Origin of the sequence: Streptomyces sp. NPDC047525 (assembly GCF_040643025.1) — a bacterium.
Lineage (GTDB): Bacteria > Actinomycetota > Actinomycetes > Streptomycetales > Streptomycetaceae > Streptomyces > Streptomyces durmitorensis.
On record NZ_JBEYTL010000032.1, the window covers coordinates 1 to 20,098 of the forward strand.

Here is a 20,098-nt window from a genome sequence, read left to right on the forward strand (position 1 = left end):
GCCTGGGCGGCGCGGACGTGCACGCCGAGACGTCGGGCGTGTGTCACTTCGCGTACGACGACGAGGAGACCTGCCTCGCCGAGGTCCGCTACCTCCTGTCGATGCTGCCGCAGAACAACCGCGAGGCCGCGCCGGTGATGCGGGGCGGGGACGCTGCCGACCGGCGAACCGACGCCCTGATCGAACTCGTCCCGGTCGAGGGCAACAGGCCCTACGACATGGCCGAGGTCATCGAGGAGCTCGTCGACGACGGCGACTTCCTGGAGGTCCACGAGCGCTGGGCCCGCAACATCATCTGCGCCCTGGCCCGCCTGGACGGCCGCGTCGTCGGCATCGTCGCCAATCAACCCCATGTCCTGGCAGGGGTGTTGGACATCGAGGCGAGCGAGAAGGCCGCCCGCTTCGTCCAGATGTGCGACGCCTTCAACATCCCGATCGTGACGCTGCTCGACGTTCCCGGCTTCCTGCCGGGCGTGGACCAGGAGCACGGCGGGATCATCCGCCACGGAGCCAAGCTCCTGTACGCGTACTGCAACGCCACCGTGCCCCGCATCTCCCTGGTCCTCAGGAAGGCCTACGGCGGCGCGTACATCGTCATGGACTCTCAGTCGATCGGCGCCGACCTGACCTACGCCTGGCCGACCAACGAGATCGCGGTGATGGGCGCCGAGGGCGCCGCCAACGTCATCTTCCGCCGTCAGATCGCGGCCGCCGAGGACCCCGAGGCCATGCGGCAGAAGATGGTCAAGGAGTACAAGGCCGAGCTGATGCACCCCTACTACGCCGCCGAGCGCGGCCTGGTCGACGACGTCATCGACCCCGCGGAGACCCGCGAGGTACTCATCCGTTCTCTGGCGATGCTGCACACCAAGCACGCAGAACTGCCGTCGCGCAAGCACGGCAACCCCCCGCAGTGACCACGCCCCCCGCATCACCAGGACGGTCGTAGACGCCTCGCCCGTCGGCGACCACAGGAGAAGTCGAATGGTCAAGCAGGAACGTGCGGTGCGCACGAGAAAGTCGTTGATCGATGCCGCAGCCGCGGTGTTCGCGGAGGAGGGCTACGTCCCCTCGTCACTCACGACGATCAGCAAGCGGGCAGGTGTCAGCAACGGGGCGCTGCACTTCCACTTCGAGAACAAGAAGGCGCTCGCCCACGCGGTCGAGGAAGCAGCCACCGACGTGATCCACGAACTCGTCAAGCTCTCCAGCCACGCCAGGGCGAGCGCGCTGCAGGTCCTCGTCTACGCGACGCACGGCCTGGTGGGCCGCCTCTTGGACGACATCGTCGTCCGGGCCGGCTTCGATCTCAGCTTCGAGCGTGCGCTGGGTGCCGAAGCCGGCCCGGTGCGGACCTGGCACGGGTGGGTCGAGGAGACGCTGCACCGCGCCGAGTCGGAGGGCCACCTGGCCCCCGGTGTGTCGCCGAGCGACGCCGCGGCGGCGATCGTGGCGGCGACCGTGGGCTTCGAGGTGCTGGCCGGGGCCGATCCGCAGTGGCTCGCCGAGCGGCGGATCATCGGGTTCTGGGAGTTGCTGCTGCCCGGAATCGCGACCGGGGACGTCGTGGTGTCCGCCCGCCCCGAACGCAGGTGAGGTCAGACCACACCGCCCCCGCCCCCGCGTGGCCTCCGGCGCCCGCCACGGCATCGCTGCCGGTGCCGTCCGCTGCAGTGCAGTGGGACTCAGGTGCTTCTCAAGAGCGCGCTGCCACTGTGGGACGTGGCGGCAACTCCGCCCCACGGCCCGTCCCCCCTTCATTCCCCCGTCAGGGGGGCGGGCTACGCCTCGCCCTCTCCTGACGGAATGCCGACGCCGTTGCGGCGGGAGCTCCTGCGTCCGCCTGAGGGCCGGTGGGGGAGCGCTTCAGGGACGCTGGGGAAATCGGACGCGCCGAGCGAGCGCCGCTACCGTGCTGAGCAGGGCGAAAGCGTTTCGCTGTGAGAGGGGGTAGGGGCCCCGCCCCGGATGCCGATGAGCGACAGCCGTGCCACAGCCGAGCGCTTCGCCGACGGGCCGACGACCGTGGTCGTCGACCCCGGCCAGGCGCCCCCTCACGTCCCGCCCGTCCTGGAGGTCCGGGGCCCGCTGGCCGTCGGCCGCGTCTCGGCGGCGCTCGACCACGCCGCCAGGCGCACTCCCGGCGGCGGCCCTTGGCACCACAGGCTGCAAAGGCTCGGGCCCGACCACCACCTGCTGCACGTCGAGCCGCGGACAGGCGCCGCGGTCCCCGGTGCCCCGCATGAGGACCCCGCCCCCTTCCCGGCCGGTCTCGTCGCCGACCTGCTCACCGCCCCCGGCGGTCCGGCCGTCCCCCTCTCGCCGGCCCAACTCGACCTGGCCCGGCGCGCCGACGGCGAGGACGCCCCCGGCCCCGGCCTCTTCCGGGCGCTGAACGCCGCCGAGCCGTTCGACCCGGCCGCGGTGGACGCCGCCCTGCGGGCTCTGGCCCGGGCGCACCCGCTGCTCGGAACCCGAATCGACACGACAAAGGGCGGCGCCCTGCACACGGAGCCGCTCGCGTACACGGCCCAGTGCGTGGTCCTCACCGACGTCGCGCGCGCCCGCGAGCACGAGGCCGTCGCCGCGGCGGCCCGCCGCCTGGATCCCGCCACCGGCGGCTCCCTGTGCGCACTGCTGCTGCGCAAGCGGCACAGGCTCGTGCTGGTGGCCCACGAACTCGTCGCCGACCAGCTCTCGTTGGACATCCTCATGGCCGACCTCCGGGCCACGCTCGCCCGGCCCGGCGAGGAACCCGCGGCCGAGCACGTGCGGTACGCGGACTGGAGCGCCGCACTGCCCGTGGTGGCCACCGATCCCCGGGAGACCGGCCGCTGGCACGCCGTCGCCGAAGGCCGTGCGGCCGCCCGGGCCTTTCGCCCGCGTGCCCCGCTGCCGGACAGCGCCCCGCACCGCCACGCCGGCTTCAGCCTGGGCCGTGCGGCCACCGGGCGGCTGACCGGAGCCGTGCCCCGGGACCTGGGCCTCACACCTGCCCAACTGCTCACCGGTGCCATGGGGTTGGCACTGATCCGGTGGCGCGGCACCCAGCGCGCCTCCTTCGACGTGTTCCTCGACGGACGGCAGGGCGGCCCCGCCCTCGCCCGGACGGTCGGACCGCTCGCCGAGACCGAGCCCGTGCTGCTCGAGGGCGGGGACGAGGAGAGCGCGCGCCAGTTCATCGCCCGGCTCGCCCCGGCGCTGGGCGACCTGGGCCGCGGCGCGTTCGGCGCGTGCCGCGAGCACGCCCCCGACCCGGTGCTCCGGCTCGCGCTGCGCGAACCCGTGCCGGTGCTGGTGCGCTTCACCCCGGACGCGCGCTCCCGCGCGGCGCGACAGCAGCCGCAGCGGGGCGCCGTCTCGTACGCCCTGGACGTCGACGCGCGGATCCGCGGCGGCCGCCTGTGCGTCGGGCTCGACTGGCTGCCCGCCGTACGCGACGGCGTCACCGAGGAGTCCGCCGGCCGGCTCCTGGCCGTACTGCGGGACGTCCTGGACGAGCTGTCGGGCGGCGCCCGCCTGTCGCACCCCACGACGGGCAGCGTCGCCCCCAGCCCGGTGCAGCGCGAACTGCTGGCCGACGCCGACGCGCACCCCGGGACCGGACGGCAGATCGAACAGCTCAGCTGGATCTGGCACGGGCCTTTGGACGTCGCCCGGTTCACCGCCGCGTGGCAGTCCGTCTTCGACCGCGAGGCCGCCCTGCGGTCCGCGTTCGACCACGGCCCGGACTCCATGATCACCATCCATGACCGGGTCGTGCCCGAGGTGGTGCGGACGAGGAACGGGGGCGCCGGGCCCGGCGCCCTCGCGGACGACCGGCGGCGCGGGCTCGATCCGCGCTCCCCGGGGCCGTTGCGGATCACGCTGCTCGACGGCCCCGGCGACATCGGCGCGGCCGTGCCGGCCACGCGGGTGCTGCTCACGTACCACCTGGCGCTGCTCGACACCTGGAGCGTGCGCCTGCTCGTGGCGGAGTTCTGCCGCGCCTATCTGGCGGACGGCCCGCTGCCGGGCGGAGACCGGCGTCCGGACGTACGCGACTACGCGCACTGGATCGAGGGCCAGGACCTCGCCGCCGCGGGGGACTTCTGGCTGCACTCCGCGCTGCGGCCCGCGGCCGCGGTGCCGTCCCACGTCATCGCCTCGCCCGTCGCCCGGGGAAGCGGTTCCGGGCGGGCGCGGGTGCGGCTCACCTCCTCCGAGGCCGCCCGCCTCGACGCGTGGGCCGCCCGGTGGGGCGCCACGGAGAGCGGCGCGCTGCAGGCCGCCTGGGCGCTGCTGCTGTACCGGTCGGCCGAAGCGGACGGCTCGATGCCGGTGCGGTTCAGCGTGGCGGTCTCCGGGCGGGGCATCCCGCTGGAGGGCGTGGAGCTCCTGCCCGGCGCCCTGCGCAACTCGCTGCCCGTCTCGGTCGAGGTCGACCCCGCCGCCACCGTGCCCGACCTGCTGGCCGCCCTGCGGGACCAGGCCATCGACGTGTCGTCGTACGAGTGGGTCTCGGCCGGTCAGATCCACGGCTGGACCGGCGCGGTGCCGGACGGGCCTTTCGGGCAGGAACGGACAACGGAGAGCCTGCTCGTCTTCGAGAGCGGCCCGGACCCGCTGCGACGGTTCGAGCCCTCGTTCGCCGCGGACGGCATCCGCATGGAGTTCCCCGAGACCACGGGCGCCGCGAGCGCCTTCCCTGTCACCCTCGTCGCGCGCCGCGACGGGGCCGGCGGCCTGGTGCTCTCCGTGATCCACGACCGTGCCCGGCTGGCGGACGGCACCGGTCTGCTGTCCGACTGCGCCGACCTGCTGCGTGAACTGCCCCACGAGGCCGACGAGTCGACGCCCATCGCCGAGCTGCTCGGCAGACTGACGGTCACGGCGGCCGCCCAGCCCGCCTTCCTGACGCTACGTCAGGGAACGGGCGGAGTCATCTGCCTGGTGCCCTCGCCGGACGTTCCCCGGGCCTGGTACGCCCGCCTCGCCCGGCAGCACGCGGGGCCGGAGACGGTGATCCTGCTGCGGTTCTCGCCGGAGGGGCCCCGGGCCTGGCACCGGGCGCTGCGCGCGCCGGCCGAAGCGGGGCCGCTGCTGCTCGTCGCCTTCTCGGGCGGCGGTGCGGGCGCCTACGAGACGGCCCGCCGCCTCGCGGCGGACGGATTGCGCACCCGGACGGCCGTGCTGACGGCCGACACCGGTACCGACGTGACGGTGGGCGGCCTGGCGTGCCTGCTCGGCGAGACGGCCCGGCGGCCCGGCGACGCCTGAGCCAGATGTCCCTGTCCGGATGCTCACCCCGGTCATCCCCAGTCATTCGAACGCTCTGGACTCGTGACGGGCTAGAGCGCGGATCGTCCCGTGGGGAGGGCTGCGCGGCACGGCCTGGCCACGGACATCCCCAATAACAGACCGCATGGACTCTTTACCTGCACCTTTGAGGGTGAGGGAACGGCAACATTCCCTGTTTACATCTGTGTTCAATGTCCATGTTTGACCAGTTAAAAGCCTGATTCTCTCCAGCCGGGAAGCCGACGAGGGGCATGATGGGCAGTCAAAACAGCACGGTCGGTTTAGTATTGACAAACCGTCCGTCCTGTTTTTAACTCAGCATACCGAGACAGGGTGAGGGACGGGCCTCGGGCGACTGATGACTCAGGCACGAAGAGGGGAAACGCCGTGGACATCGAAGTACTGGGCACATTGGCCGTCAGGGAGAACGGGGTCTCGGTGACGCCGCGGGCCCCGAAGCCGCGACAGGTGCTGACGCTGCTGGCGCTGCACGCCGATCAGGTCGTGCCCGTCGACTCGCTCATAGAGGAGCTCTGGGGCGACCGCCCGCCGCGCAGCGCGCGGACCACCCTGCAGACGTACGTACTGCAGCTGCGCGAAATGATCGCGACGGCACTGGAGAAGGACCCCGCGGGCGCCCCGGCGCGTACGCCGAAGGACGTCCTGGCCACCGCCCCGGGCGGCTACATGCTCCGCACCTCCGGCGGCTCCAGCGACGTCCGTGAGTTCGACCGGCTCGCCGGACTCGGCTACCGCGCCATGGATGCGGGTGACTTCCCGCGTGCGGCCCGCGAGCTGGGCGACGCCCTCGCGCTGTGGACCGGCTCCGCACTCGCCGATGTGCAGGCGGGGCCGCAGCTGGAGATGCAGACCAGGCGCCTGGAGGAGACCCGGCTGTGCGCGCTCGACCAGCGCATCGAGGCCGACCTGCGGCTCGGCCGCCACCGTGAACTCCTCGGCGAACTGACCGTCCTGGTCAGCCGCTACCGCACGCACGAGAACCTGCACGCCCAGTTCATGCTCGCCCTGCACCGTTCGGGGCGCCGCAGCGAGGCGCTCGACGTGTACCAGCGGCTGCGGGCAACTCTCGTACGGGAGCTGGGACTTGAGCCCTCCTCCGGTCTGCGCCGACTGCAGCGGTCGATCCTGATCGCCCATCCGGAGCACAGCACGGAGCCCGCCGGCGCCGATCGGGAGCGGCTGACCCGCGTGGGCTGACGGCCGCACCCGAGGTCCCTGGGGTGATGGTGTGCCGGCTCACCGCCGTGGCCAGGGCGCTGCCCCCGGCGGCGAACGCGCCCAGCGGCTCGCCGCGTCGCGGGACCTGCTCCTCACCATGCCCGTACCACCGGACGAAGCCGCCCGGTACCGCACCCAGGACCATTGGAGCCCCCCTCATGCCCCGTGAACCCCAGATCGTCCTCACGGCGGCACCCGCCGCCCACGATGCCGACGTGCTCGCCCGGGTCGTGCGCATGCTCGCCGACGTACTGCGCATCAAGCCGGAGAAGATCGACCCGGAGCACACGTTCCGCACCTGCGAGGTCGACTCGCTGCTCGCCGTGGAGTACGTGGCCACGGTCAACGCGTACTACGGCACCGCGATCAAGCCCGCCGCCCTCCTCGACCACCCCACACCGCAGCGCTTCGCCCGGTACGTGGCCCGCGAGACGGCGCCGGCACCGGCCCGCGCGATGCCCGCGCAGCCGGCCACGGTGCCGATGCCGTCCGTGGCGGCGTCCGCGGTGCCCGCACCCGCCTCCCGCGCCTCCGTGCCCGCACCGCCGGTCCTCGACATCCTGCGCGAGGAGATCGCCCGCCTCCTGTGCTGCGACCCGTGGGACGTCGACACCGACGAGCCCTTCTCCGCCCTCGGCGTGGACACCGGGCTCGCCGGGGAGTTCGTCTCCGTCATCAACCTCGTGTACAAACTGCGCGAGCACTCCGGGGTGCTGTACGACCACCCCAGCCTCAGGGCGCTGGCTGCCCACATCGCCGCGCAACTGCCCGCGCCCGGCCCCGACCCGGCCGCCGTGGCGCCGCCCCGGGCCGCCGGACCGATGCCGCTGGAGGAGCTGCTCGACGCGGTGCGCGACGGGCGGGTCACCGTGGACCAGGCCCTCACCCTGCTTCCCCGTCAGGACTGAGACGGCACGCACATGGGCCACAGCGACACACTCATCCGATGCGAGACCGGCGGCACCGGCCGGGGGAGCGAGCCGCCCGCATGACGTCTCCCGCACCGGTGGACCCGACCGAGCGGGTGCCGCAGGCCGCGGCACCCGTCAAGCTGTGGTTCTGCCCCAACGAGGCCCTCGGTCCGGCCATCGCCACCGTGCTCGCGACGAACTGGCTGGACGAGGAGGAACAGGAGACCGCCGGGCGCTTCCTGTTCGACCGTGACCGGCGCCAGTACCTGGTGGCGCACGCGCTCGTCCGCCGGGTCCTGGCTCTGGAGAGCGGCATCCCCGAGGCGGAGGCCGTGCTCTGGCGCTCGTCGCGGGGCCGGCCGTTCCTGCGCAAGCCCGTGGAAGGGCTGCCGCGCGGCGGCCGGGAACTGGACTTCAACCTGTCGCACGCGGGCGGGTACAACCTGCTCGGTGTGGTGCGCCGCCACCGCATCGGTGTCGACGTGGAACGGCTCGACCGCGGCGACCGGGGCCTGGACGCCATCGTGGAGAGCTTCGCGCCCCAGGAGATCGCCTGGGTGGCCCAGGCCGCCCCGGGCCGGGCGCGCGATCGCCGGGTCCTGCGGCTGTGGACGCTGAAGGAGGCGTACGCCAAGGCACGCGGCATCGGCCTCGGACTCGCCTTCGACTCCTTCGTGTTCACGCTCGCCGATGACCGGGGCGTGCTCGCCTTCCAGCCGCCCGACGACGAACCCCCCAGACGGTGGCGCTTCGCGGAGCTGGAGCCCGAACCCGGCGTGCTCGTCGCCGTCACCGTCATGACGGGCCCCGACGAGGACCCCGTCCTCCACCTGCACCACGGCTTCCCCTGGAGCCGGGAGGCACCGCGGCGGCTGCGCCTGCCGCAGCCGGTGGGAGCCCCCGGCTAGAGCCCGTCCCCGGGCGCGCGCCGAGCGGGCCTGTTCCCGCACCGGAGCCCTGCTGTGTGCTGTCCGCACGCCCTGGCGTGCCCCAGGTCCGGCCGGTCGCTTTGGAGCGGTGCTCGAGCTGCGGTGGAGATACCGGGGGCGGCCGGGAGAACACGGCTACCGTGCGACGCGCCGGTGGTTTCGAACCACCGCGGACTCGACCGGGTATGGGAGGAAGCCGTGCAGATTCAGGTTCTGGGCCCGTTGAGCGCCGACGTCAACGGGGTGTCCATCGTGCCGACCGCGAGCAAGCCGAGGCAGATCCTCGCGCTGTTGTCGTTCTATCCGGGCCGCGTCGTGCCCGTGTCCACGCTCATGGAAGAGATCTGGGTGAGCAACATGCCCCAGAGCGCGATGACCACGCTGCAGACGTACATCCTGCAGCTGCGCCGGCGCCTCGGCACGGCGATGGGGCCCGACGCGCCCGACACCGCCAAGGAAGTCCTCGCCACCCGGCACGGCGGATACCTGCTGCAGGTGCCACCGGAGTGTGTCGACGTGCACCGGTACGAGGAGCTGGTCACCGGGGGGCAGACCTCGTTCGAGGCGGGCGACGACGAGCGGGCCGCCGCACAGTTCCGCGAGGCGCTCGGGCTGTGGGAGGGCGCCGCCCTGGTGGATGTGAGCACGGGGCCGATCCTGGAGATCGAAGTGATGCGCCTGGAGGAGAGCCGCCTGGTCACCGTCGAGCGCCGCATAGACGCCGACCTGCGGCTGGGCCGGCACTCCGAGGTCATCGCCGAGCTCGCGGATCTGATCGCCCGTCACCCCCAGCACGAGGGGCTGCACTCGCAGGCGATGGTGGCCCTGTACCGCTCGGGGCGCCAGGCCACCGCCCTCGACGTCTACCGCAGGCTGCGCCTGCGGCTCGTCGAGGACCTCGGCGTCGAGCCCTCGCCCCAGCTGCAGCGCCTGCACCAGGCGATGCTCGCCGTCGACCCGGCCCTCGACGTCAGCTGCGGACCACGCCGCGGCTCCACCTTCAACCTGTACGCGGCCTGAGCCCCAGCGCCCGTCGAGGCGCGCCCGGCAGCCTCGTGGACGGTGAGCTCCGCGAGCCGGCGCCCGCGCAACCCCGGACCGCCCCACCGGCGCGTTCCGCACGCCCCCCGAGGAGGACGCCGCATGTCCGACGAACGGTCCCTGCCGGTCCACTGCTTCGCGCACGCCGGGGCCGGCGTCTCCTCCTTCGCCCGCTGGAGCCGCGACCTCGGGCCCGGCGCGCGGACCGTGCCGCATCTGCTGCCCGGCCGTGACACCCGGCGCCGCGAGCCGCGCGTCACCGGGCAACAGGCCCTGCTCACCGACCTGCTGCACCACTTCACCCGGGCCGACGGCACCGGCACCCGGTCCACCCCGTACCTGATCTACGGGCACAGCCTCGGCGCCCTGGTCGCCTACACGATCACCCGGGCCCTGCGCGAAGCCGGTCTGCCCGGCCCCGCACTGCTCGTCCTCGGCGCCTGCCCGCCGCCCGACGCGCCCCTGGGCCCGTCGGACCCCTGCCGGGCCCAGGACGAGGACATGCTGCGCCTGCTCGGCGGGCTCGCGGACCTCCCCGGAGGCACGGCGCCCGGAAGCCTCTGGGACCGGGTCGTGATGCCCGTGCTCCGGGACGACCTGCTGCTCGCCGACGCCCTGCGCGCCGCCGCCCGCAGGCCCTCGCCCGCCGGGCCGCTCGACGTGCCGGTACTGGCCGTCGCGGGCCGCAGCGACCCGCTGGCCCCGGCCGGGGCCGCGGCGGGGTGGCGGCACTGGACCACCGGCCCGTTCGCCCTGCGCACGGTGCCGGGCGACCACTTCTTCGTACGAGGCCGCGAACTGCCGCGCCTGATCGGGCGCGCGAGCCGGGTCGTGCGGCGGCTTGCGCCCGTCGCCGCCGGCTGTTGAGCGCCCGACAGGGCCCGGCACAGGAACAGGAGCCGACCGACATGAGGGGCAATCGATGAGACGAGTCGTCATCACCGGGATCGGGGTGGTCGCGCCCGGCGGCGTGGGCACCGGGAACTTCTGGTCGCTGCTGACCGAGGGGCGCACCGCGACCCGCCGCATCACGCGCTTCGACGCCGCCACGTTCCGCTCGCAGATCGCCGCCGAGGCCGACTTCGATCCGGCCGACCACGGCTTCGACCCCGCCGAGGCGCACCGCCTGGACCGCGTCGCGCAGTTCGCCCTGGTCGCGGCCCGGGAGGCCGTCGCCGACAGTGGCGTCGCACTCGCCGCGAAGGGGGAGCGCACCGGCGTCACCCTGGGCACGGCGGTCGGCTGCAGCAGCGGCCTCGACGAGGTGTACGCGCACGTCAGCGAGTCGGGCAGCCGGTGGCTCCTGGACCACACACGGGCCGAGGCCCGGCTCGGCGACTACCTCGCACCGAGCTCCGTCGCGGCCGAAGTGGCCCGCGACGCGGGCGCGTTGGGGCCGGTCGCCGTCGTCTCCACCGGCTGCACCTCCGGGCTCGACGCGCTCGGCCACGCCGTCGAGCTGATCCGCGAGGGCAGCGCCGACGTCATGGTGGCGGGCGCCTCGGAGGCACCCATCACCCCCATCACCCTGGCGTCGTTCGACGCGATCCGTGCCACATCGGCACGCAACGACGAGCCCGGGACGGCCTCACGGCCCTTCGACCGCACCCGCAACGGGTTCGTGCTCGGCGAGGGCAGCGCGGTGCTCGTCCTGGAGGACCACGACCACGCGGTACGGCGCGGCGCCCGTGTCTACGCGGAGATCAGCGGATTCGCCACCCGCTCCAACGCGTACCACATGACCGGACTGCGCCTGGACGGCGGCGAGATGGCCGAGGCCATCCGGCTGGCCCTCGACGAGGCCCGCCTGAACGCCACCGACGTCGACTACGTCAACGCTCACGGTTCGGGCACCAAACAGAACGACAAGCACGAGACGACCGCGTTCAAGACGAGCCTGGGACAGCACGCGCACCGGGTGCCGGTGAGCTCCATCAAGTCGATGATCGGCCACTCGCTCGGCGCGATCGGCGCCCTGGAAATCGCCGCCAGCGCGCTGGCCATCGCCCACGACACGGTGCCGCCCACCGCCAACCTGCACGAACCCGACCCGGACTGCGACCTCGACTACACACCGCTGACGGCACGCGAGCAGCGCACCGACACCGTGCTCAGCGTCGGCAGCGGCTTCGGCGGGTTCCAGAGCGCGATGGTGCTCACCACCCGGCACCTGGGGGCGGCCGCATGACCGCCGTGGCCCCCGAACACACCGGCCTGATCGAGCGGCGCGACGTGAGAGCGGCCGTCACCGGGCTCGGTGTCGTCGCGCCCGGCGGCATCGGTGCCCGGACCTGGTGGGAGGCGACGCTGCGCGGCGAGCCCGCCATCGCTCCCGTCACCCGCTTCGACGCCTCCGCGTATCCGGCGACGCTCGCCGGCGAGGTCGCGGAGTTCGTCGACGAGGACCACGTACCGGCGAAGCTGCTGCCGCAGACGGACCGGGTGACGCGGCTCTCGCTCGCCGCGGCGGCCGAGGCGCTGGACGACGCGTGCCTGGACCCCGCGAACCTGCCCGACTACGCCATGGGCGTGGTCACCGCCAACGCCCTGGGCGGCTTCGAGTTCGGCCAGCGCGAACTGCAGGCGCTGTGGAGCAAGGGGCGCCGGCACGTCGGCGCCTACCAGTCCTTCGCCTGGTTCTACGCCGCCAACTCCGGCCAGCTGTCCATCCGGCACGGACTGCGCGGGCCGAGCGGTGTCGTCGTCAGCGAGCAGGCGGGCGGCCTGGACGCCGTGGCCCAGGCCCGCCGCCGGCTGCGTACGGGTGTGCGCGCCGTGCTCACCGGCGGCTTCGACGCCGCCCTGTGCCCCTGGGGCTGGACCGCGCAACTGGCAGCGGGCGGCATGAGCACCTGCGGCGACGCCCGCCGGGCCTATCTGCCCTTCGACGCCGACGCGTCGGGGCACGTGGTCGGCGAGGGCGGCGCCCTGCTCGTCCTGGAGGACGCCGACGCGGCCCGCGCCCGCGGCGCCGCCGTGCTGGGCACCGTCGAGGGCTGCGCCGCCACGTTCGACCCGGCACCCGGCACGGGCGCCCCCCGGCTGCTCGCCGCGGCCCGACTGGCCCTCGCCGACGCCCGGATCGACCCCGCCGACGTGGACGTGGTGTTCGCCGACGCGGCAGGCGAGCGGGACGCCGACCGGGCCGAGGCCGCGGCCCTCGCCGAGCTGTTCGGCCCGTACGGGGTCGCGGTCACCGCACCCAAGTCGCTGACCGGGCGGCTGGGTTCGGGCGGTTCCGCGCTCGACCTGGCGGCCGCCCTGTGCGCCCTGCGCGATCAGGTGATCCCGCCGACGGCCGGCACCGTGCGGGCCGCCGACGACTGCCCGGTGGACCTGGTGACCGGTGCACCGCGCCCGGCCCGGCTGCGCCACGCCCTGGTCCTGGCACGGGGCCGCGGCGGCTTCAACGCGGCGACGGTCGTGCGCGGCGCGCACTGACCGAACCGACAGCTCACGACAGACCCCGAAGACCAAGACAACCGGGGCAACCGAGGAATGAGGAACAACACGATGGAACGGCTGGAGCTGACCGAACTCGCCGTCCTGCTGCGCGAGGCCGCGGGCGGGGACGAAGGGGTCTTCCTGGACGAGGGCACCCTGGACACCTCGTTCCCACAGCTGGACTACGACTCCCTGGCGCTGCTTCAGGTCACCGGCGTCATCGAGCGCGACCACGACGTGATGCTCGACGAGGAGGCACTGGCCGAGGTGGAGACACCGCGCCAGTACCTCGACCTCGTCAACGGGGCACTGGCCGCGCGCGCCGCGGCTTGAGGGGCGCCGCAGTGGATGCAGCGGCGGATGCAGCAGTGGATGCGCAGGACACCCTCACCGCGGGCCGGTTCGCAGAAGTCGCCGACGGCGTCCACGCCTACGTGCAGCCCGACGGCGGCTGGTGTCTGAACAACGCCGGGCTCCTGGTGGCGGACGGCGCGTGCCTCCTGATCGACACCGTGGCCACCGAGGCGCGGGCCCGCAGGCTCAGGGAGCACGTCCTGCGCGTGGCGGGGCGGGCGCCGCGGTTCCTCGTCAACACGCACTTCCACGGCGACCACACCTTCGGCAACTTCGTCTTCCCCGAGGCCACGGTCGTCGGCCACGAGCGGGCCCGCCAGGAGGCCGCCGCGGCCGGAACGCACCTGACAGGACTGTGGCCGGACGTGTGCTGGGGCGATCTGGAGATCGTCGTGCCGGCCGTCACCTACCGGGACCGGATGGACCTCTACGTGGGCGCACAGCAGGCCCGGCTGCTGCACCCCGGGCCCGCCCACACCACCGGCGACACCGTCGTCTGGCTGCCGGACCAACGGGTGCTGTTCGCCGGTGACCTGGTGATGGCGGGCGCCACGCCGTTCTGCCCGATGGGTTCGGTGTCGGGATCGCTGCAGGCCCTCACGCAGCTGCGCGCCCTGGGCGCCGTGACCGTCGTGCCCGGACACGGCCCGGTCGGCGGCCCCGAGCTGTTCGACACCAACGAAGGCTATCTGCGCCGGCTCCAGCGCCTTGCGGCCGACGGCATCGCGGCCGGCCTCACCCCGCTGGAGACCGCCCGGGAGGCCGGGCCTGGACCGTACGCGGACCTGCTCGACGCCGAGCGCCTCGTGCCCAACCTGCACCGCGCCTACGCCGAGGAGCTCGGCACGGCGCCCGGTGACCCGCTGGACATCCCCGCGCTGTTTCGCGAGATGGCCGAGCACCACGGCGGCCTGCCGGCCTGCCGGGCCTAGAAGGCGTCTGCGCCCCGGGCCCGGTCAGGCCGCGCTCTCAGGGGCCGGGGCGAGGTCGTCACGGGTCACCAGGCGTGAGCGGGCGCGCCACTTGCCGCGCGAGCGCACCAGCACGTCCTCCATCACACACACCCGCGACACCGTCGACCCGCCGCCCCGGGGCGTCGCGTACACCAGGGCGTAGGCCCGCGTGCGCAGCGTCCCGTCGGTCTGCGGTTGTACGTCGAGCATGCCGATCCAGTGCCGCAACTGTTCGCCGCTGCGCGCCTGCTGCTCCTTGTTGCGGCGCACGTTCGCGGCCAGCGATGCGCGTCCGCGCACCGGCGCGTCCAGGGTGGGCACGACGAAGACGGCATCCTCCGTGAACGTACCCGCCCAGCGTTCGGCGTCGTGGTCGTCGAAGAGCTGCATCTGGTGCGCGTAGAACTGCTGGATCGTCGCGTACAGCGCGCCGAACCCCTCCTGCGATGAGGCGGGTTCGGCAGGGATCAGTACGTCGATGGCCATGGCCCGTCCCTTCCTTTCGTCACCGGTCCGTTGCATCGGATGCCGACACTGTCTGTGGTGCCGATCGAGCGCTCTTCGAAGATTCCTCGAGCGCTCCGGCGGACGGTGAGTGCGTCCAGCGGGGTACGCCCGCAGAGCCGGAGCCGGAGGAGAACGCGCGTTGCCGAACTTCGCCCATCCAGACCTCCCCGTCGACGGACTGCTGCGACGCGCCGCACGGCGCGACCCGGACGGCGTCGCGATCCGCACCGCGGCCCGCTCGGTCGGCTTCGCCGAACTCGACGCGTGGGCCGACCGGATCGCCGCCTTCCTGCGCCGGGCGCTGCCCGACGCGTCCGGCGCCCGCGTCGGCGTGGCGAGCGCCCTCGACCCGGTCTTCGCCGCCGCCTACTACGGCACGGCCCGCAGCGGCGCCACCGTCGTCCTGGTCAACCCGCTGGTCAGCCAGGACGGTCTGCGTCACGTCCTTGCCACGGCACAGGTGGAGATCGCCCTCGTGCCCGCGGCCACCGCGGGGCTGCTCGCCAAGATGCGGGCCGACCTGCCCGCGCTGCGCGCGATCGTCGTCACGGACGCCCCCGACAGCGTGGTGCCCGGCGGCACCGTGCCGCTGCACGAGGCCCTGGACGGTGTGCCGGCCCGGCACACCGGAGCCCCGGCCGACCCGGGAGCCGTCGCCTGCGTGCAGTTCACGACCGGGACCACCGGCCGCCCCAAGGGCGTTCTCCTGACCCACCGCAACCTGGTCGCCAACGCCAAGCAGATCGCCCTGGCGCACCACGTGGACGCCGACTCGGTCACCCTGAACCACCTGCCGCTCTACCACGTGATGCACCTCAACTCCGGTATGTACGCCGGTGCCTGCCAGGTGCTGTGCCAGGACCCCGACCCCGTCGCGTCCCTCGCCGCCGCCGCGGAGGCGGGCGCCACCCACTACTACGGCCTGCCCGCCCGGCTGCACGCCCTGGCCGGGGACGGACGCCTCGCCGGTGCCGTCCACCCCGGGCCGCGGCTGACCGCCGTGCTCTCCGGCGGCTCGGCGCTCGCCCCGCAGGCGGCGCGCACACTGCGCGAACGGCTCGGCGTCCCGGTCATCCAGGGCTACGGCATGGCCGAACTCTCCCCGCTCACCCACTGCCAGCAGCCCGGCAGCTACCGCCCCGGCACGGTCGGCGGTGTGGTGCCCGGCACCGAATGCCGGCTCGTCGACCTGACCACGGGCCTGCCCGTCGACGCCCGGTCGACCGGCGAAGTCCAGGTCAGGGGACCGCAGGTGATGGCCGGATATCTGGAGGGCGGGCACGGGGGGCGGATCGACCCGGACGGCTGGTTCTCCACCGGCGACATCGGCCGCCTCGACGACGACGGAGCCCTGCGCCTGGTGGACCGGCTCGCCGACGTCTTCAAGCACGACAACGAGATCGTCGCACCGAGCCGGGTCGAGCAGGTCATCCGCGAGGACCCGCGCGTCGCCGACTGCATCGTGGCCGACTGGCCCGATGCCGAGCACGGCGCGGTGGTCTGGGCGGGCATCGTCCTGACCGACGACGCCGAGGGCGAGTCCCGCGCACCCGGGGACGCCCTGCCCGGCCTCGGCATCCTCGACGTCCTCGACTCGATCACCTCGCGGGCCAACGAACACCTCGCCTCCTTCGAGCGGATCCGGTTCGCCGAGGCCATCGACGCCGTGCCGCGCACCCCCACGGGAAAGCCCGAACGACGTTCCGTACGGCTGCAGTTGCTGCACCGGGCCGCCGCATGATCCGCCCCGCGACCGCCCCCGCGACCCACCACCGACCCTGGAGCAGACCATGGTGAACCCCGTCGGCCGGCCGGCCGGTCCCACCCCTTCGATCCAGGTGCTGATCGTCGGCGCGGGCCCCGTCGGACTGACCGCCGCCCACGAACTCGCCCGTCGCGGCCTTGGGGTGCGGCTGATCGACGCCGCGCCGGGGCCGGCCCGCACCAGCCGCGCCGTCGCCACCCACCCGCGCACCCTGGAGACGTACGACCAGATGGGCATCGTCGACGACGTGCTGCCCCGGGGACGGCGCAACAAGGCGTTCACCATGTACGCCGGAGGGCGGCGCCGGGTGCGCCTGCGGGCCGACTACGCGACGATGCCCACCCGCTACCCGTACACCCTGGTCATCGAGCAGACCGAGACCGAGGCCGCGCTGCGCTCGGCGGTGGCCCGGCTCGGGGTGCACGTCGAATGGGGTGTGCGCCTGGCGGACTTCACGCAGGACGCCGACACGGTGCGCGCACACCTGGTGCACGCCGACGGCCGCGAGGAGGTGTGCACGGCGTCCTGGCTGGTGGGCTGCGACGGCGGCCACAGCACCGTACGCAAACGCCTCGGCCTCGAACTCGTCGGCGAGAGCAGCGAGACGTGGATGCTCGCGGACGTCCCGGTCGACACCGAGGTGGAGCCCGACAGCATCTACTGGACGCACACCGGCGGGCAGGCCCTGATGATGGTGCCCTACGCCCGCGACGGGCACTGGCGGATCCTGGACACCGTGCCCACCCCGGGCGCGGACCGGCCCGGCCGCGCCCAGGAGCTGCTCTCCGCCAAGCTCAGCGCGGGCCTCGGCCACCGGGTGCGGGTCGGCGAGCCGTCCTGGACGTCCGTGTTCACCTTCCAGCAGCGGATGGTGGAGCGCATGCAGGGCGGCCGCGTCCTCGTGGCCGGCGACGCCGCGCATGTGCACAGCCCCGCATCGGGGCAGGGCATGAACACCGGTATCCAGGAGGCGTACAACCTCGCCTGGAAGCTGGCCATGGTCGAACAGGGCCACGCGGGAGCGGAGTTGCTGAAGACCTACAGCGAGGAGCGCGTCCCCGTCGGCGCGGCCCTGCTGGGCTCCACGCGCACCGCCACCACCCTGGTCCAGCTGAAGAACGCGCTCGCGGGCGTGGTCCTGCCGATCGCCCTGCACGTCGTGAACACGGTGCGGCCGCTGCGCCGGGCCGTGCAGCGCAAGGTGCTGGGCGGCATGTCGGGCCTGAAGATCGGTTACGGCGCGTCGTCGCTGACCACAGCGGACTCCCGCACCTTCACCTACCTCGCGGACGCCGGATCCGTCCTGATGAGCGCGCGGAAGCCGGCCCCGCAGGCCCCCGGCCCCGGCGACCGGGCCACCGCCGTCCGGACGCCCGACGCGCTCGGCCCTGCCCTCCGGGCCTTCTATGCCGAACTGCGCGATCCGCGCTGGACGCTGCTGCTCGCCGCGGGCGGTCACGGGCCGGGCGACGTCCCCGTCGGCGTGGCCGTCACCGCGGCCGCCCAGTACGGCGAGTGGCTGTCGGTCAGGACCGCCGGCGGCAGCGGGCCCGACGGACCCGCGCCGCTCGCCGACCCCGACCGGCACCTGCGCACCGCGCTCGGCCTGCTGCCCGGCGCGTGGATCCTCGTACGGCCCGACGGCTACGTCGCGGCCCGCGGCTCCCTGCTGTCCCGCCCGGCACTGCGCCGGGCCCTGGCCCCGCTGGCGCCCCCCGTCCCCCTCGCCGACGAGGCACGGCGCGAGCCGGGTCTCCTCCTGCGCGCCGCCACCCCCGACCTCGAGGAGCACTGACATGCCCGACCACCGTCCCGTCGCACTGGTGACCGGAGCCACGAGCGGCATCGGCCTTGAATCGGCCCGGCAGCTGGGCCGCGACGGGCACCGGGTCTTCCTGTGCGCCCGCACGGCACAGGACGTGAAGCAGACCGTGCAGGACCTGCGTGCGGAGGGCCTCGACGTCGCGGGGCAGGCCGCGGACGTGCGCTCCCGCGAGTCCGTGGCCGCGCTCGTGGCCGAGGCCGTCTCGACGTACGGGCCCCTCAGTGTGCTCGTCAACAACGCCGGGCGCAGCGGCGGCGGCGTGACCGCCGACCTCACCGACGACCTCTGGTACGACGTCATCGACACCAACCTCAACAGCGTGTTCCTGGTGACGCGCGAAGTGCTCAAGAACGGCGGCCTCACCGACGCCGCCTGCGGCCGGATCATCAACGTCGCCTCCACCGCAGGCAAGCAGGGCGTCCTGCTCGGCGCGCCCTACAGCGCCTCCAAGCACGGCGTCGTCGGCTTCACCAAGGCGCTCGGCCGGGAGCTCGCCCCCCGCGGCATCACCGTCAACGCGGTCTGCCCCGGCTACGTGGAGACCCCGATGGCCCAGCGGGTGCGCCAGGGCTACGCGGCCGCCTGGGACACCACCGAGGAGGAGGTGCAGACGCAGTTCGAGGCGAAGATCCCGCTCGGCCGCTACAGCACGCCCCAGGAGGTGGCCGCCCTGGTCGGCTATCTGGCCTCCGCACCCGCCGCCTCGATCACCGCGCAGGCGCTCAACGTCTGCGGCGGTCTGGGCAATTACTGACCTTCGTCAAGGAATCGAGGAAGACGTGAACGTGGTGTCGAGCGAGCGAGTGCACCGCACGGTGCACTCCGTCGAGGTGAACGCGCCGGCCGGTGTCGTCTACGGGCTGATCTCGGACGCGGTGCAGTGGCCGCTGTACTTTCCGCCGAACGTGCACGTGGAGCGGCTGGAGTTCGACGGGACGCACGAACGGCTGCGGATGTGGGCGACGGCCAACGGAGAGGTCCGCTCATGGATCTCGCAGCGGGTGCAGGACCCCCAGGAGCGGCGCATCGAGTTCCACCAGACCCGGCCGCAGGCACCGGTCCAGACCATGCGGGGCAGCTGGATCGTGGAGGAACGGCCGGGCGGCACCAGCCTGCTGACGCTGCTGCACGACTTCACGGTCGCCGACGACCGCCCCGACGACGTCGCGTGGGTGACGAGCGCCTGCGAGAGCAACTCCCGTGCCGAGCTGGACAACATCGAGCGCCTCGCCGCGCGCTGGACGCGCCTGGACGAGCTCGTCCTGTCCTTCGAGGACTCCGTGCGGGTCAAGGGGCCGGCCGAGCTGGTCTACGACTTCCTGTACCGCGTGGGCGACTGGCCCGACCTGATCCCGCACGTCTCCCGCCTGGACCTGACGGAGGACAGCCCCGGCGTCCAGGTCATGTCCATGGAGACGCTGACGGCCGACGGCAACGCGCACACCACCGAGTCGGTGCGGGTCTGCTTCCCGCACGCCGGGCGCATCGTCTACAAGCAGACGGTGACGCCCGCCCTGATGGAGGCACACACCGGCGAGTGGTCGGTCGTGCCCGACGAGACGGGCGTGACGGTCGTCTCGCAGCACAGCGTGGTGCTGCGCGAGGAGGCGGTGACGCGGGTGCTGGGCCCGGCCGCCGACCTGACCACGGCCCGCCGGTACGTGCGCCAGGCGCTGGGCCGGAACTCCACCGCCACCCTCGAACTGGCCAGGCGGCACGCGGAGTCGGCGATCCGCGTGCTGTGACGTCCCGCACCTCGACCGCGCCTCGACCGCACTCCGGCCCCGCTCGAGCCGTTGCGACCAGGCTGGTGGGGCCGACGGCACCGGTTCGACGAACTTCAAGGATGG

At 73.6% G+C, this 20,098-nt stretch carries 17 protein-coding genes; 16 read left to right on the forward strand and 1 reads right to left on the reverse strand.

Features of this window, described 5'->3' with window-relative positions; all coding sequences use genetic code 11:
* The 12 genes from ABZ833_RS44095 to ABZ833_RS44150 all read left to right on the forward strand — a co-directional run.
* A partial coding sequence (locus ABZ833_RS44095) for a carboxyl transferase domain-containing protein (RefSeq protein WP_361059302.1) occupies positions 1 to 917 on the forward strand: 917 nt, incomplete at its 5' end.
* Positions 918 to 984: 67 nt separating this feature from the next.
* Positions 985 to 1,596: a ScbR family autoregulator-binding transcription factor gene (locus ABZ833_RS44100; RefSeq protein WP_361059306.1), complete on the forward strand. Its 612-nt coding sequence runs from the start codon at positions 985 to 987 to the stop codon at positions 1,594 to 1,596.
* Positions 1,597 to 1,974: 378 nt separating this feature from the next.
* Positions 1,975 to 5,259 carry a condensation domain-containing protein gene (locus ABZ833_RS44105; RefSeq protein ID WP_361059308.1) on the forward strand — a complete coding sequence of 1,095 codons (3,285 nt, stop codon included), beginning with the start codon at positions 1,975 to 1,977 and terminating at the stop codon, positions 5,257 to 5,259.
* A 408-nt stretch (positions 5,260 to 5,667) separates the two neighbouring features.
* Positions 5,668 to 6,498 (forward strand): AfsR/SARP family transcriptional regulator, encoded by an 831-nt coding sequence (locus tag ABZ833_RS44110; RefSeq protein WP_361059310.1) that lies wholly within the window; start codon positions 5,668 to 5,670, stop codon positions 6,496 to 6,498.
* A 179-nt stretch (positions 6,499 to 6,677) separates the two neighbouring features.
* Positions 6,678 to 7,427: an acyl carrier protein gene (locus ABZ833_RS44115; RefSeq protein ID WP_361059312.1), complete on the forward strand. Its 750-nt coding sequence runs from the start codon at positions 6,678 to 6,680 to the stop codon at positions 7,425 to 7,427.
* A gap of 80 nt (positions 7,428 to 7,507) precedes the next feature.
* Complete coding sequence (locus ABZ833_RS44120) at positions 7,508 to 8,338, forward strand: 4'-phosphopantetheinyl transferase superfamily protein (protein ID WP_361059314.1); 831 nt, start codon at positions 7,508 to 7,510, stop codon at positions 8,336 to 8,338.
* A gap of 219 nt (positions 8,339 to 8,557) precedes the next feature.
* The gene (locus ABZ833_RS44125; RefSeq protein ID WP_361059316.1) at positions 8,558 to 9,379 is read left to right on the forward strand and encodes an AfsR/SARP family transcriptional regulator; all 822 of its coding nucleotides are present in this window, start codon (positions 8,558 to 8,560) and stop codon (positions 9,377 to 9,379) included.
* 123 nt (positions 9,380 to 9,502) lie between these two features.
* Positions 9,503 to 10,267: a thioesterase domain-containing protein gene (locus ABZ833_RS44130; RefSeq protein WP_361059318.1), complete on the forward strand. Its 765-nt coding sequence runs from the start codon at positions 9,503 to 9,505 to the stop codon at positions 10,265 to 10,267.
* A 55-nt stretch (positions 10,268 to 10,322) separates the two neighbouring features.
* Positions 10,323 to 11,588 (forward strand): beta-ketoacyl-[acyl-carrier-protein] synthase family protein, encoded by a 1,266-nt coding sequence (locus ABZ833_RS44135; protein WP_361059319.1) that lies wholly within the window; start codon positions 10,323 to 10,325, stop codon positions 11,586 to 11,588.
* Positions 11,585 to 12,841 carry a beta-ketoacyl synthase N-terminal-like domain-containing protein gene (locus ABZ833_RS44140; RefSeq protein ID WP_361059321.1) on the forward strand — a complete coding sequence of 419 codons (1,257 nt, stop codon included), beginning with the start codon at positions 11,585 to 11,587 and terminating at the stop codon, positions 12,839 to 12,841. The genes ABZ833_RS44135 and ABZ833_RS44140 overlap by 4 nt, the downstream gene beginning before the upstream one ends.
* A 72-nt stretch (positions 12,842 to 12,913) precedes the next feature.
* A complete protein-coding gene (locus tag ABZ833_RS44145; protein ID WP_361059323.1) occupies positions 12,914 to 13,177 on the forward strand; it encodes an acyl carrier protein in 264 nt (87 codons plus the stop codon).
* Between the two features lie 35 nt (positions 13,178 to 13,212).
* A complete protein-coding gene (locus ABZ833_RS44150; RefSeq protein ID WP_361059325.1) occupies positions 13,213 to 14,130 on the forward strand; it encodes an MBL fold metallo-hydrolase in 918 nt (305 codons plus the stop codon).
* A 24-nt stretch (positions 14,131 to 14,154) separates the two neighbouring features.
* On the opposite strand, the gene ABZ833_RS44155 is transcribed toward ABZ833_RS44150, so the two are convergent.
* The gene (locus tag ABZ833_RS44155) at positions 14,155 to 14,637 is read right to left on the reverse strand and encodes a nuclear transport factor 2 family protein (protein WP_361059327.1); all 483 of its coding nucleotides are present in this window, start codon (positions 14,635 to 14,637) and stop codon (positions 14,155 to 14,157) included.
* Between the two features lie 160 nt (positions 14,638 to 14,797).
* Here ABZ833_RS44155 and ABZ833_RS44160 point away from each other — a divergent pair, with 160 nt between their 5' ends.
* The 4 genes from ABZ833_RS44160 to ABZ833_RS44175 are packed head-to-tail and all read left to right on the forward strand — an operon-like array spanning position 14,798 to position 19,993.
* Positions 14,798 to 16,399 carry an AMP-binding protein gene (locus tag ABZ833_RS44160; protein WP_361059329.1) on the forward strand — a complete coding sequence of 534 codons (1,602 nt, stop codon included), beginning with the start codon at positions 14,798 to 14,800 and terminating at the stop codon, positions 16,397 to 16,399.
* Positions 16,400 to 16,448: 49 nt separating this feature from the next.
* On the forward strand, positions 16,449 to 18,218 hold the full coding sequence (locus ABZ833_RS44165) for an FAD-dependent oxidoreductase (protein ID WP_361059331.1): 1,770 nt from the start codon (positions 16,449 to 16,451) through the stop codon (positions 18,216 to 18,218).
* A 1-nt stretch (position 18,219) separates the two neighbouring features.
* The gene (gene fabG, locus ABZ833_RS44170) at positions 18,220 to 19,002 is read left to right on the forward strand and encodes a 3-oxoacyl-ACP reductase FabG (protein WP_361059332.1); all 783 of its coding nucleotides are present in this window, start codon (positions 18,220 to 18,222) and stop codon (positions 19,000 to 19,002) included.
* A 34-nt stretch (positions 19,003 to 19,036) separates the two neighbouring features.
* Positions 19,037 to 19,993 carry an aromatase/cyclase gene (locus tag ABZ833_RS44175; RefSeq protein WP_361059375.1) on the forward strand — a complete coding sequence of 319 codons (957 nt, stop codon included), beginning with the start codon at positions 19,037 to 19,039 and terminating at the stop codon, positions 19,991 to 19,993.
* The last annotated feature ends 105 nt before the right edge of the window (positions 19,994 to 20,098 follow it).